The sequence below is a fragment of the Legionella waltersii genome (assembly GCF_001468085.1).
Taxonomy (GTDB): Bacteria; Pseudomonadota; Gammaproteobacteria; order Legionellales; family Legionellaceae; genus Legionella; species Legionella waltersii.
Genome location: NZ_LNZB01000008.1, coordinates 1 through 13,490 on the forward strand (window position 1 = coordinate 1; position 13,490 = coordinate 13,490).

Sequence of the window (13,490 nt, forward strand, 5' to 3'; positions counted from 1 at the left end):
GGACGAAGATGGATCCCAACATGAAGATGGATCAAGGGACGAAGATGGATCCCAACATGAAGATGGATCAAGGGACGAAGATGGATCCTAACATGAAGATGGATCAAGGGACGAAGATGGATCCCAACATGAAGATGGATCAAGGGACGAAGATGGATCCTAACATGAAGATGGATCAAGGGACGAAGATGGATCCTAACATGAAGATGGATCAAAGGACGAAGATGGATCCCAACATGAAGATGGATCAAGGGACGAAGATGGATCGCTCTATGACCATGCCAACTGAACCATCTATCATAGGCGATAAGATAGAGTCACTTGATTCGGCAAAGGCCACCACCATAGGAACCAAATATCAAGAGTTAAAAGCCGCAGTAAAAACCAACAATCCTAATAAACCAGTCGATGGGATTATTAAAATGGAATTGTTTGGTTACATGGACCGTTATATTTGGTTTATTAATGGCCTACCTGAATACAAGGCCAAACCGATTCTGATTGAGCCAGGAAAGCGTTATCGGATTATTTTTACCAACAATTCGATGATGCGTCATCCCATGCATATTCATGGTCATTGGTTTATTTTACGCAATGGTCATGGATCTTACGATCCGTTATTGCATACCATTGAGGTGGCTCCAGGTGCTACTGCCGTTGCCGATTTTGATACCGAGGCCAGCGGCCAATGGTTTTTTCATTGCCACCATCTTCTGCACATGACGGCGGGCATGGCGCGCGTATTTCAATACACTACCATCATCGAGATTGCCAACGGCACTCGAAAGCCAGAGAATTACGCTGTTCAGCAAGCCTACATCAATCGACCTATCGTAAGAGAAGACGAAGTCATGCCATTGGATGCTTCACTCATCAAACACCCCGCAGGGCATCATCAAGGCTTTTATCGCTCAAGCTATATCGAGCTGGGTGAAGATCCTTTTCATAATGCTCAGGAAATGTCTTTTAGAGGCCTCTATGGCCCAGATTACAATAAGCTCCAGCTGTATACTGAGGATGCGGAAATTTATAAAGGATCCGTTGAAAATGCGGACATCGATGTGTTCTATTGGCATTTGATTAGTCAATTTTGGGCCATTAAAGGTGGGGTCAATTATTTTTATCGCCCGGGAGGACCTTATTGGCAACCCGGTATTGGGATTGAAGGAGTGATGCCTTATTACATTGATACCAACATTAGAACGTATTACCGGGATGGCAGTGTGAAATTTGACATTCAGTTAGCGCGGGCTACTCAGCTGACCAATAACTTCTTCTTCCTAACAGGACTTCGCAGCATTCTGGCCACTCATACCGTGGTCAAGAATGAGATTGGCAATGGCTTAAACCAAATGCGTTATATCCTTAGACCTTATTATCGTCTTAAGCCAGGGCTTAGTATTTTTACAGAGTACGAACATGATGAAGAGTATGGTGCTCTTAAGCGGATTCTTCGAAGCCAGGGAGAGGCTACCACTCAAAATACACTAACTTTTGGGGTCGCTGTACTTTTTTAAGCAGGCGCTTTCTTGCTTATTGGGTTGAAATTATTTTTGAGTTCAGGCTTGGGATAATGAATGGTTTTTTCTGAAGAAACCTCGTGAATGCACTAATTGGAGGAATGTATGTACTTAGATGCTCTTTCACGGCTTGATAAAGCCGCTTCATTTTGTCGTATTGACCCAGAAGCTTTGAAGAAACTTAAACACCCTAAATCCTGTCTGGAAGTATCTCTCCCGGTTCGGATGGATAATGGTGAATTAAAAATTTTTCCAGCTTATCGAGTCCATCATAATAACAGCCGCGGCCCTATGAAAGGCGGCATACGTTTTCATCCGAAATTGGATTTAGACGAGATGAAAACTCTTGCATTATGGATGACAATAAAATGCGCTGTCGTTGACATCCCCTTTGGTGGCGCAAAAGGCGGGGTAATTGTTGATCCAAAACAGTTATCCCGCATGGAGTTGGAGCGGTTAAGCCGAAGCTACATTGAGTTAATAGCGGATTTTATTGGGCCAGACAAAGACATTCCTGCTCCTGATATGTATACCAATGAGATGATCATGGGCTGGATGATGGATGAGTATGCCACCATTGTTCGGAAAAATAGTCCAGCGGTAATCACAGGCAAGCCTATTCCTTTGGGAGGGAGCTTTGGGCGTGAGGGTGCGACCGGTCTAGGTGCCTACTATTGCATTAAAATTCTTGAAAAAAAGAAAAAATGGCAGTCTTCTAAGCTACGAGTTGCTGTTCAAGGATTTGGTAATGCTGGACAAAGTATCGCTAAGCTGCTTTACGACAATGGCTATAAAATTGTTGCGATAAGTGATTCGAAAGGAGGCATTTATAATACCAAAGGCATCGATATACCTCGCATGATTGAAATAAAAAACAACTCTAAAGAACTGCAGTCTATCTATTGCAAAAAGTCTATTTGTGATCTTGCGAATGAAGCTATAATTACGAATGAAGAATTATTGGAACTCGAGGTCGACTTACTTATCCCAGCTGCTGCACAAAATCAAATTACCCAAGAAAATGCAGCCAGAATTAAGGCTCCTATAGTCATTGAAATTGCAAATGGTCCAATAACCTTAGAGGCCGATGCACTATTGCAGAAAAAGGGACTATTAATTGTACCCGATATATTAGCCAATACAGGTGGGGTAATCGTAAGCTATTTTGAGTGGGTGCAAAATAAATCAGGTTATTATTGGACTATGGAAAAAGTTGAAGAAGAATTACAGACTATCATATCCCGTGAATTCAAGAATATTTGGCAGCTGATGGAACAATATCAAACAGATATGCGGCAAGCGGCTTACATTCATGCCCTGAGTCGATACGACAAAGCAGTTACGGCCCAAGGAACTCGCGGATATTTTTCAAATTTAAGTCCGAGTCTATAAGGAGATTATCCTGTTTGAATTTCATGTTTCTTCTCACTGGGACTCAGTATCTTATTATTAGTAGCTAAAGGCGAATAGCTTATATAATAATAGTGATTACTATACCCGTGATGAAGATCATTATCATATCATTGAGCTGGCTTGTTAATTGGGATATTAGGCTTACTCTTCCCAAAGAATAGAATGGTATTCCTCACGTCTTTATGACGGCGGCTTATTTATCTTGCGGGTTCTATTTGGCACAAAAAAACTGCTTAACAAAATGTTAATATTCTTACACACACATCAAGATTTGGGGATGAATTCCCACTCTTAATGTCCGCCGCCATGTCCACCTTGTCCGCCGTGACCACCTTGCCAGCCGTGACCACCGTGATGCCAATTTTGATGCCAATTTTGGTGATATTGAATCCAATGCCATTTATGTCCATTCCAATGCCACTGGCCATGTCCACCATGAGGTATCCAATGAGGTGCATGAGGTACATTAGTAGCCAATATCATAGAACCTAATGGTGACTCATTTTTGATTGAGGTATCAAAGGCAGCAGCTACAGCAGTTGAACCTATCAAAGCGGCTACAGCAACAAATAGCTTCAACGTTTTTAAAGTCCACATAGTGCCACTCCTTGTAAAGGAAGTGATTGCGTGATTCCAAACTGCTATAAATCCAGTACTTATCGTGTTAAGTATAGACAAGACATGATATTAGATCAATTTTTAAACAGGCATAAGATTCATACTTTACTGGCGCAATCCTTTATAAAGATGGACTATACTAATAAAAATGAATGAGCAAAGGAGTGAACATCGTGTCGTCTGAACCTAAGCATCATCCACAGCCACCAACGCCACAAAAACAGAAGGGCTTTTGGAGTTCTCCTTCTGGCATGGTTGCCATCATCATTATTGGGATTATTGGCTATTTCTTGATTGTAGAGCATGGTGCTCACATTGCTAGTTTTCTTGGGGCTTCGCCTTTTTTGCTGTTAGTCTTACTCTGTCCACTAATGCATCTGTTTATGCATAGAGGACATGGAGGTCACGAAAAAGAGCATCATCATAAGTCTGATAGCGAAGACAGTGACTCGTCTGAGAATAAGGATTAATCGAAAATGGAACATACCTCTTATGCCTATGGGTTTTGGCTGTTGGTCATTGTCAATTCGGCGATCTTCATTTTGTTTGCCTATAGCTTTACCACAACGTTTAAAACAGGGCGAGACTGGCGTGCCTTTGGGGGTTTCTCTGCTTTCGTGGTTGCTTATTTTACCGAAATGTATGGTTTCCCTTTAACCATTTACTTACTGTCAGGATGGCTTTCTAGATATTATCCTGGAATGGATTTATACGGTCATGACAGCGGCCATTTACTCCATACCCTATTTGGGTTGAAAGGAGATCCCCATTTTGATGTATTTCATATCTTAAGTTTTGTCTTCATTATCGGCGGTCTTTGGACGATTGCATCAGCCTGGGGTACGCTTTATCGTGCTCAAAAGAACCATCAACTCGCAACAACAGGACTGTATGCCAAAATTCGTCACCCGCAATATGATGGGTTTATTCTCGTAATGATTGGATTTTTATTGCAATGGCCAACCATTCTGACCTTAATTATGTTTCCTATCCTTGTTACTATGTATGTGAAACTTGCTCGTAAAGAAGAACAGGAAACTTCTAAGGAGTTTGGAGAAGAATACCAACGCTATGCAGAGAAAACACCGGCCTTTATCCCCAATTTTTTAAATAACGTAAGTATAAGGAGATTTTTATGTTTCAATTTCACACTGCATTTTCACTGGGGTTAATTGCTTTGTCTGCGGGAACCGCGTTATGGGTTTGGTCAAAGCAGCAAAAGGGAGCGGGTCTTGCAACAATTCTTGGTTTGCTTATTATCCTATTCTCAATGACTTCCACGCTTTGTACCGTTTATTATGGAATAAAGTATTGGCAACAAGGTTATTTTCAAAGTCCAATGAATATGCAACCGACCATCTCAATGCAAAATAAATCGTAGATGAAGGAGATGGGTATACAACTAGAAAAAGGATTTTTTGAAATCTAAGGAAAATAGAATAAAAGCATCAATGGAGAAGTCTAAATCTTCCCTCAATGATGCTTATAAAATCCAACGCCCTTAATATCAGTCCACAAAGTGGTTTGATGACAAAGGAAACATTGGTCAACACGAGCATGTTCCTCACGAGCAACCACTTTTGAGATCATATTAAAATGTTCCATATAATGGCTTGGTGGTGCTTTATGGCATTGGGCACAATCCATTGAGCGAGCGGATGGGTGTCTAAATTCAGGGATGTTCCAATGAGCTGTTTCATGGCAAGCAGAACAATCGTCACCAAATAATTTAAAATGCTTGTCTTTGTTTTGGTGGCATGATGCGCACCGTAAAGTAAGCTCTTTATTTGATAAATGGGGGTTTACCAGTAACGTTGGCCTGGTGGATTCATTCTGCTCTAGAAAGTAGTTAACTTGCTCAATAAGCAACCGTTCTTCATCATCATTCGCATTTGAAAATAGATTGATCTGCTGAAACCCTAACGAAACCAGCGCATTATGATCCATATGAGTTATACGTGCCTCTCTACCCAGGTGCTCAGAATGGCACTCGACACAACTGCCAATGTTGGCATGAAATGAGGTGGGTTGGCGTTTTAAAAGAGACTCGTTGTTGGCATGGCATGCAATACAGCTCACTGCCTCAACACCTTTTACTGGGGTATGACACGCAGTACAGTTGTGACTAAGAAAAGAGTGGCTCTTGGATAGCTCTCCAGGGCTTGCCATTCTTTGCCATTCTGCCACGTTAGTCAAGCCGCTGACCTCATCCCCATGATAAGACGTATAATAGGCGGCAAACGACAGCGTTGCTAAAACAATAAGGACAACCAGTGTGGCCCAGCTCAGCTTCATTGAAACCACCTTAATCCAAAATAAATTCCAGACCACACATGCAAACCCAGCAGAACATACAATGCCAGTGCCGTAATAATGTGACATGCTAACCATTTTTGAAATACGCGTTTGAAGTACTCATGAAATCGGATGGCGTATTCAAGCTCAGAGATGGTTTCCGCTAAAGACAAAGCACGTATCTCTGCAGATTTTATTAAATGATTCTCAAATGCGGTATCTTCAAGCAACCATAGAAGGAAGCGCGCTCTCATAAGACTTATTTTCCCTATGTTCTGATTGGAGTAGGTACTCGATTGTAATTCTTGGGCAACGATTTGATATTGCCTTTGCAATCCCACCAGTATGGCCTTTTTTTCATCTATTTCATGAGTCATAAAGCTCATGAGATAACGACCAATAAAACCACTGATAGTGACCATAAGTGTCATTGCAGTAAGTGCGATACCCAGAGTGCTATTGAATTTATGCCCTGTATGAATCAAGACTAAAATAGAACCAATAATGCCTGTGTAAATATGCCAGGACAACAGGGTATTCATGGAGACATACTGTGTTACCCAATTCTTCAAAAATGAAATGCGCTTAATAAAGAGATAGAATAGGGGAATCAGCATCAATATCGAGCCACTAACCCCAAAAACTCCACCCCAAAAACTCCCAGCAAATCGAGGAGACACATGGACGCTAAAGCCTAGCCACGTGATAAGCATTAACAGTATCAAGCCCAAAATCACCATACGTCCTGGCGCATTCATTAAACATCCACCTCAATATTTTGGGTAGCTTTTGCCTGACAGGCTAAAATAAGCCCCTGTTGCTTGTCTTCCTTTGACAGGGCGTCGTCACAAGCCATGGTGACCTCCCCTGACAGCAATTGTACTTTACATAACCCGCATTGACCGGTTCTGCATGCATTATCAATAGCAATACTGTTTGCTTCGGCTATTTCAAGTAGTGTGTGGTCTGGCAAAATCGGAACCGTTTTGTTGGATTTTCTAAAAGAAACCATCGCATGAACATCTGCTTTGATGAAGTCCATGTCTGCCTGCGTTATTTCAGGTTTTCTTTCCACACCAAACGCTTCCGTTAAAATCAAGTCGGTTGGTACGTTAAGCTCTTTCAATATATCCAGTACCGCATCCATCATTGCTGGAGGACCACAAACATGGATACGACGAGAGGCAATGTCGGGGACAAGATGGCCAATAATATTCTTGGTAAACATGCCTTCTAAACCCATCCAAATGGTTCCCTGTGAACGCAGCATCGTCGCATACACATGGAGATTAGAGTATCGTTCCTGAAGGTGTTCTAATTCCTCGCGAAAAATAAAATCAACAGTCGTGCGACAGCAATAAAGCAAATAAATATCATTATGCCACCCAATATCAGTGAGATAGCGGATGATACCCATCATTGGAGTAATCCCCACCCCTCCACAAATCAGCACAATGCTCTTTGCCTCTTCACCAGTAAAAGTAAATTTACCATTAGGCCCCATCACATCCAGTAAATCCCCTTCCTTAATTTGGTCATGCAAATAACGAGAAAACAAGCCTTGTTCTTCTCGCTTTACCGTAATGGCACAATAATGTAGTTGGGTCGGTGTCGAGGCCATGGTATAACTGCGCTTTATCGTTTTCCCGTCAATCACCGCAGTGAGCGTAATGAACTGGCCAGGATAATAGGTAAATGGCAAAGCCACCTGATGCTGGGATGCCAAATGAAATGTTTTTATTCCTGGAGCCTCTTGAAAAATACGACACACGCGGAGTTTTCCTTCCCACTTCTCTTCCGGTTCGGTGAGCGATCTCATGACTGGAAATTGTGGAATTGGGCATTTATGAACGGGACAGGTAGTTGGAGCAGTGGCTGTGATTTCTGATGGTGCTTCAGAAACTTTAGAGGACGTAATGGGCTCTACTGATGTTAAGGATGGTGTTGGTTCGGGTGCTTTTGAAGATTGGGGTGATGCTTCCGAAGAAGCAGCCTTATTTTGTTTTACTAAACGGTCAAGCAATGCAGTGGCTCGCCTCATTTTGAAAAAATACATCCAAATCATGATCAAAAAAAACAGACTAAATAGGCCTATAATCGTTAAATGAAAAAAAGGCCCCCCTAAGATATTATTGGCTTCTGGAGCACTTGGAAGGAGATTCATTTCACGTTTAAACCACTGTAATGCGATGTAGCGCGGATTTTTCCCCTCAGCAAGTGCACGAAGCGCTGCCAGCGCACTCTCATATTGGGCAATCCCTTCCCGTACTTTCTCTAAGGCTTCCTGCATTTTAGCGTACTCGTTATTTTTTGATGCAGACAAAAGCTCACCCAGTCCACCCTTCATGAGCGCAATACCCGATGCCATGCGTTTGTGGGCCATTTGTTGTATTTCAATGCGTTGTTTTGGGGATAATGCCTGAAAATTCATTAAAGAGGGGTAAGGCTCCTGAGAAGGGGAACCTATGTTTTTCATCATGCCACCCATTCCCTCGCCTTCTTTCTCACTTCCTCCTGGATGATGTGCGGAATGCTCGTCTGCTGAGGGTTGGGCAAAAGCGGTGGAGGCCACCAGTAACATGAAATAAAAGAGCAATTGTTGCAACAATCGAAGCGGAGCAAACTCTTTTTTAATGTATTGAAACGGCATCCTGTCCCTCCAAAGCCCGCTTTGTATTTTTAGCTGAGATTATTTGTTTTCCTGGTTAATATTAGTTTATCCCATATTCCGTAACAAATTTCCAATAACTTAGAATGAATCTGACTTAACTCTTTAAAAATAAACTTAATAGTTGCTCCTCACTTTGATAGCCTTTTTAGTTTTGGGGTTGAAGTCCCGTAGTTTACTTTGTACTTGGTATTTCTAAGTGAGATCGTGGCCAATGATTGCTTCTGCGCTGAGCAGAATATTCTGAATTTCTTCGGTAATTTCTTCCTGACGGAGTAACGTGAGGCGATCGTTTAATCTATTTTTTTTCCTTTCTAAATGATCCAATGCATTATTCAAGTGAAGGAGTCTTTGATGATTTTCAGCAAAAAATGATTTATAAAAAATGGAATACACCATTGAAAATAAGTAGTGTTCAACCAATTCAGCCCAAAACTGGTCATTGGATGCATTTAAAACCGGTGGAATGGAATAATGAGTAACATTACTTGCATAAAATTCTTTAAAGGGTTGCACTGTTTGTGTTTGAACTTGATTGTTTTCCTCTTCATTGAAGAGGATAGTCCACTGCCAGGAGTGTAACTTTATATGTTTTTGTGACGAAACGTCTTCCAAAGCCTGTAGCAATTTCAAAATGACAGCCGGAATTTCTTCAATGGCATTAGGTCCCTGGATCGTTGCCGTGACACGAGAATCATGACGCATGTTTAATGCTAATTTATGCCCTATAACAATGAATGCCAGGTTCAATTCAGCATGGTTCTCCTTAAGGGTGTTTAACTGACTCATTACCTTATCATTAAAACTGCCACAAAATCCTCTTTCTGAGCCGATAAGAATATAAATTACCGGATGAGCCCCTTGTTCATTCATGGAGAGCATGGGGTAGAAACTTAAAAAATCACTACTCACCTCTTGAATGGTTTGCATTGTTTTTTCCTGCATCGAAAGACATTTAGTCGTTTTACTTAGTTCAAGGGAACAGAGATTTTTCATGGCTGTCATGATATTGCCAATATCTTCTAAGGCATGAAGATGCTCTTTCAATTTGCTTCGCTTGGTCATAAAATCGTCCGTAGGTTACAGATACTCATTACATTGGAAGGAATAACGGGTTTACTCATTTAACCAAGTGCTCACTGCATTGAGCCACTCTTCTCGTGGACTTTCCAATGACAAAGTATCCTTTTTTATTGCACGCTCTATTTTTTTGAGAGCAGGCGTGATGGTTTCTAAATTCATTTCATCAAATAAACCCTCGTTGTAGGCAATAAGCCACGCCAGTTGGAATTCAATAGGCAAAGGAGAAAGCCTGTCTTGTTTCAATATTTCTCTTAAAATACGCCCCTTGTGAATCTGATGTTGCATTCTGGCATCAAGCCTGGCACCAAAGCGTGTAAAAATTTCCAAATCAAGGAATTGCATGTAGTCTAGTTTCATTCTACCTGCTTCTTTTTTAATTTGTGGATGCTGGGCTTTACCGCCTACTCGCGAGACCGATTTTGTGATATCAATGGCTGGAAGAAATCCACAAGAGAACAATTGTTCATCAAAAAATAGTTGTCCATCAGTGATTGAGATGAGATTCGTAGGGATATAAGTCGCAATTTCCCCTTCTTTGGTTTCAATAATGGGCAACGCGGTCATGCTGCCACCGCCCATTTGAGGAGAAAGACAGGTTGAACGCTCTAATAAACGGGAATGCAGATAAAATATGTCAGCAGGAAACGCTTCGCGACCGGGTGGTCTACGCAGTAACAGAGACAGTTCACGATAACTGTTGGCATGAGCACTCAAATCATCATACACCACCAAGGTATCAAACCCTTTGTTCATCCAGTGTTCGGCAATGGCACATCCTGCAAAGGGCGCGAGATAAAGTAATCCAGGTAATGCCGTAGCTTGTGCCACAACAAGGGTTGTGTAGTCTAAAGCCTTCGTTTCTCTTAATAATTGAATGGTATTGCTCACCGTGGAGCGTTTTTGACCAATTAACACATAGACACAGCGAACATTTTTATCCTTTTGATTCATCACAATATCAATAGCTAGAGAACTTTTGCCAAGCCCATTATCACCGATAATTAACTCCCGCTGCCCTTTTCCAATGGGAATTAAATTATCAATCATTTTATTTCCTGTATATAATGGCCGATTGATAAAATCCCGGTTAATAATCGGTGGCGATAGGATATCAAGTAACCCTTGCTCATCACATTGAGGCAGCCCACCCTCATCTAATGGATTTCCTAAAGGATCAATCACTCGTCCAAGAAGCTTATCACCCACTGGAATGCTTAATGCCCGCTTCAGATGAAAAATGGGCGTGCCTGCTTTTAATTTTTGGGTTTGGACGAGCATGATCGCACCAACAAGGCGTTCAGCAAGATGAAAAACCATGGCGATACAACAACCATCTGATGAAATTAGAATTTCATCAATAGCAGCAGAAGGTAAGCCCTTGATCCAGATAATGCCATCTCCCACAGAGACGACTTGTCCCTGCTCGGATAATCTGATTTGAAATTCATAATTTTCGATCCGTTGCCGTTGCTTATCAAGGAAAGAAGGGGGGTTAGACCAGTTCATTGTATATCTCTGTAAAGAATTTTAATTCATCGCGAAGGTTGGCTTGTAGGAATACACAATCCATTTGAACAGTCAAACCAGCCAGAAGCTCTTGGTGTTCAACAAATTCCACCGGACATTTCGTCTTCACTAGCTGTTCAATGGCTTGCACGAGATGCTGTCGTTGAGGCTCATTGATGGGATAAGCACTTTGTATCATCACCGCGTTCTCAAGAGAAGCATCAGCACCCATTTGCAATTGTTCCACTGGTACCGTATTGATATTCATGATGAATTGTTCAATTATTTTTTCTTCAAGATGCTGGTCAGCCAATTGTTTTAGCAATTGTTTTGCGAATTTCCCAGCCAGCATAAACGCTTCTTTCGAATTTGTTTCAATCATTGCGGCGAGTTGTTGTCTTTCTTGTGACACGATTCTTTCTTTTTCATTCTTTAAATTGTTTTTAAAATGAATTCTTTCTTCGGCTTTCCATTGATTCATTGCTTGCTGGAATTCATTTTGCAAGTGTTCCTTCTCCTGCTGCCAATCAGTAAGGCGATGTTCATAGGTTATTTGTAGCTGTTTGGCTTCCTTGTGAAGTAACTCGGCGTTTTCTAATTGTTCTTGTACCTTCTTTTTACGATTCAAAATGGTTTTTTGTATTGGCACATAAAGAAAATGCTTTAAAATCCAAATGAGGACAAGAAAATTAATGAGCTCTAATAAAAAGGTTGACCAGGATAAATCCATTTAGTTTAATCCTTATTGATTAAGAAGATAAGACAGTAATGGGTTTCTGAATAAAATAATCAAGACAATCACCAAACAATAAATCGCTAAGGATTCGATCATGGCCAAACCAATGAATAAGGTTCTGGTGATGGATTTTTCAGCTTCCGGCTGCCTTGCTAAAGCATCTAATGCGTGACTGATCGCACGCCCCATCGCCAGAGCAGGCCCTATGGTTCCTATTGCAATGGCAAGCGCCGCAACCACTGTTGAGACTAAACTAAACCAACTGATGCTATTCATAACGACTCTCCTTGTTTCCTCAATTCCTGTGATTGAATTCCCCCGGCAATGTAGATTAAAGCCAGCATCCCAAAGATGTAAGCTTGAATCGTTGCTTCAATAATATGTAACATCAAGATGGGTATAGGGGCTAAAAACCCAGCAATCATGAGCACAATCAGTGCTGTTAACTGCAAACTCATGACGTTACCAAACAACCGAATTGCTAAGGCTACTGTTCTGGATAGTTCACTGATTAAATGAAACGGCAATAAAAAAGGCGTGGGTGTCATATAATGGTTCAAATAGCCTCGCAACCCTTCGGCACGTATTCCAAACCAATGCACGGACAAAAAAGTCATGATTGCTAAGGCGGTTGTCACGGATAAGTCAGCCGTAGGTGAATAAAATCCAGGAATGACGCCAATCAAATTAGCCATGAGAATAAAAACCCATAAAGTAGCAACAAATGGAAATACCAGCTCAACGTGTTCAGGAAGCACTTCTTCAATGGCTTCATACATCGTGCTAAAAATCCCCTCTAAAATCACTTGGCCATTACCCGGTTGTAGGGATAATGTTCGTGTAGAGAGCCATCCACAAAGGAATAATAGCATCATAATAAACCATGTGGTCAAGACACTTTGGGTGATGTGCACCCAGCCTATTGAAAATGCAAAATGCGCTAAAAATCCTTCTGAGCCCACGGCTATTCCTTAATCAAGAGATACACATTCACTGCACCAATAATCACGCCGACAAGGATTAAATTGATTGTCCAGCTAATAGAATACCCCTTTAGTCGTTCATCTAACCAGACCCCCAGGTACGCTCCTGCAATGATGGGGAGAATAAAAACGAAACCCAGTGTACCCAGATAAGCAGTTTGCGCCAATAAAGTGGACTTCGCCTTTTTGGCCTTATCCATTTTTTTGACGTTCAATGCCACCTGTTGTTTCAGTTCCTTGTTTGACTTTTTAAGTTCCATAGGTATTCTGCCGTTTTAATTCCCATAGACGTTTTACCATTTCTTCATCCAAACGCTGCAAGCTTTCTTTGATGCCCAGAAGGTTTTTTTCTTCCATCTGTAATTCGTTCTCTATGGTCATTTGTATTGCTTGATAATCTCTATTGCGAAAATACTGTCTTGTAGCGATGTATAATTGATTTTCATTGAAATAAAGGACGGCCTTTGGTAGTGCTAAATATTCAGTATCATTATTTTCATAACGAAACCACGCCAAACCAAACTTCAAGCAAGTCATCATCCGGGCATGGTGAGCCAAGAGACCAAATTGTCCAGAAGCATCCTCACCAACAAAACTGACCACATGAGGAATTGTTTCATAGTGTGTCGAACTCTGCAGATGCAGATCAAAACTCGCCATGGCAGTAT

General features: G+C 41.4%; 16 protein-coding genes. 5 read left to right on the forward strand and 11 right to left on the reverse strand.

Annotated elements, in window-relative coordinates:
• Both Lwal_RS02290 and Lwal_RS02295 read left to right on the forward strand, forming a co-directional pair.
• On the forward strand, window positions 1-1,517 hold a 1,517-nt coding region (locus Lwal_RS02290; protein ID WP_238584276.1), incomplete at its 5' end, for a multicopper oxidase domain-containing protein.
• Window positions 1,518-1,625: 108 nt separating this feature from the next.
• On the forward strand, window positions 1,626-2,912 hold the full coding sequence (locus tag Lwal_RS02295; protein ID WP_058479321.1) for a Glu/Leu/Phe/Val family dehydrogenase: 1,287 nt from the start codon (window positions 1,626-1,628) through the stop codon (window positions 2,910-2,912).
• Between the two features lie 312 nt (window positions 2,913-3,224).
• Here Lwal_RS02295 and Lwal_RS02300 read toward each other — a convergent pair whose 3' ends face one another.
• A complete protein-coding gene (locus tag Lwal_RS02300; protein ID WP_028385213.1) occupies window positions 3,225-3,530 on the reverse strand; it encodes a hypothetical protein in 306 nt (101 codons plus the stop codon).
• Between the two features lie 173 nt (window positions 3,531-3,703).
• Between Lwal_RS02300 and Lwal_RS02305 the strand changes: the two genes are divergently transcribed.
• The 3 genes from Lwal_RS02305 to Lwal_RS02315 are packed head-to-tail and all read left to right on the forward strand — an operon-like array spanning window position 3,704 to window position 4,932.
• On the forward strand, window positions 3,704-4,021 hold the full coding sequence (locus Lwal_RS02305) for a DUF2933 domain-containing protein (protein ID WP_051190739.1): 318 nt from the start codon (window positions 3,704-3,706) through the stop codon (window positions 4,019-4,021).
• Between the two features lie 6 nt (window positions 4,022-4,027).
• Entirely contained in the window at window positions 4,028-4,723 is a 696-nt protein-coding gene (locus Lwal_RS02310) for a methyltransferase family protein (RefSeq protein ID WP_083500013.1), read from the forward strand.
• Window positions 4,687-4,932, forward strand: coding sequence for a hypothetical protein (locus Lwal_RS02315; RefSeq protein WP_028385216.1), 246 nt, complete (start codon window positions 4,687-4,689; stop codon window positions 4,930-4,932). The genes Lwal_RS02310 and Lwal_RS02315 overlap by 37 nt, the downstream gene beginning before the upstream one ends.
• A gap of 92 nt (window positions 4,933-5,024) precedes the next feature.
• On the opposite strand, the gene Lwal_RS02320 is transcribed toward Lwal_RS02315, so the two are convergent.
• From Lwal_RS02320 to Lwal_RS02365, 10 genes are all read right to left on the reverse strand, one after another.
• On the reverse strand, window positions 5,025-5,846 hold the full coding sequence (locus Lwal_RS02320; protein ID WP_058479322.1) for a cytochrome c3 family protein: 822 nt from the start codon (window positions 5,844-5,846) through the stop codon (window positions 5,025-5,027).
• Window positions 5,843-6,604: a hypothetical protein gene (locus Lwal_RS02325; RefSeq protein ID WP_058479323.1), complete on the reverse strand. Its 762-nt coding sequence runs from the start codon at window positions 6,602-6,604 to the stop codon at window positions 5,843-5,845. Before Lwal_RS02325 ends, Lwal_RS02320 begins: the two co-directional genes overlap by 4 nt.
• On the reverse strand, window positions 6,604-8,496 hold the full coding sequence (locus tag Lwal_RS02330; RefSeq protein WP_058479324.1) for a 2Fe-2S iron-sulfur cluster-binding protein: 1,893 nt from the start codon (window positions 8,494-8,496) through the stop codon (window positions 6,604-6,606). Before Lwal_RS02330 ends, Lwal_RS02325 begins: the two co-directional genes overlap by 1 nt.
• Window positions 8,497-8,709: 213 nt before the next feature.
• Window positions 8,710-9,579: a F0F1 ATP synthase subunit gamma gene (locus tag Lwal_RS02335; RefSeq protein ID WP_058479325.1), complete on the reverse strand. Its 870-nt coding sequence runs from the start codon at window positions 9,577-9,579 to the stop codon at window positions 8,710-8,712.
• 51 nt (window positions 9,580-9,630) lie between these two features.
• Window positions 9,631-11,103, reverse strand: coding sequence for a F0F1 ATP synthase subunit alpha (locus tag Lwal_RS02340; RefSeq protein WP_058479326.1), 1,473 nt, complete (start codon window positions 11,101-11,103; stop codon window positions 9,631-9,633).
• Window positions 11,090-11,833: a F0F1 ATP synthase subunit delta gene (locus Lwal_RS02345; protein ID WP_058479327.1), complete on the reverse strand. Its 744-nt coding sequence runs from the start codon at window positions 11,831-11,833 to the stop codon at window positions 11,090-11,092. Before Lwal_RS02345 ends, Lwal_RS02340 begins: the two co-directional genes overlap by 14 nt.
• Before the next feature lie 12 nt (window positions 11,834-11,845).
• Window positions 11,846-12,115 (reverse strand): F0F1 ATP synthase subunit C, encoded by a 270-nt coding sequence (locus Lwal_RS02350; protein WP_058479328.1) that lies wholly within the window; start codon window positions 12,113-12,115, stop codon window positions 11,846-11,848.
• A complete protein-coding gene (locus tag Lwal_RS02355; RefSeq protein ID WP_028385224.1) occupies window positions 12,112-12,801 on the reverse strand; it encodes a F0F1 ATP synthase subunit A in 690 nt (229 codons plus the stop codon). The genes Lwal_RS02350 and Lwal_RS02355 overlap by 4 nt, the downstream gene beginning before the upstream one ends.
• Before the next feature lie 2 nt (window positions 12,802-12,803).
• Window positions 12,804-13,082: an AtpZ/AtpI family protein gene (locus tag Lwal_RS02360; RefSeq protein WP_028385225.1), complete on the reverse strand. Its 279-nt coding sequence runs from the start codon at window positions 13,080-13,082 to the stop codon at window positions 12,804-12,806.
• Window positions 13,072-13,482 carry a F0F1 ATP synthase subunit delta/epsilon gene (locus tag Lwal_RS02365; RefSeq protein ID WP_028385226.1) on the reverse strand — a complete coding sequence of 137 codons (411 nt, stop codon included), beginning with the start codon at window positions 13,480-13,482 and terminating at the stop codon, window positions 13,072-13,074. The genes Lwal_RS02360 and Lwal_RS02365 overlap by 11 nt, the downstream gene beginning before the upstream one ends.
• Window positions 13,483-13,490 lie beyond the last annotated feature (8 nt).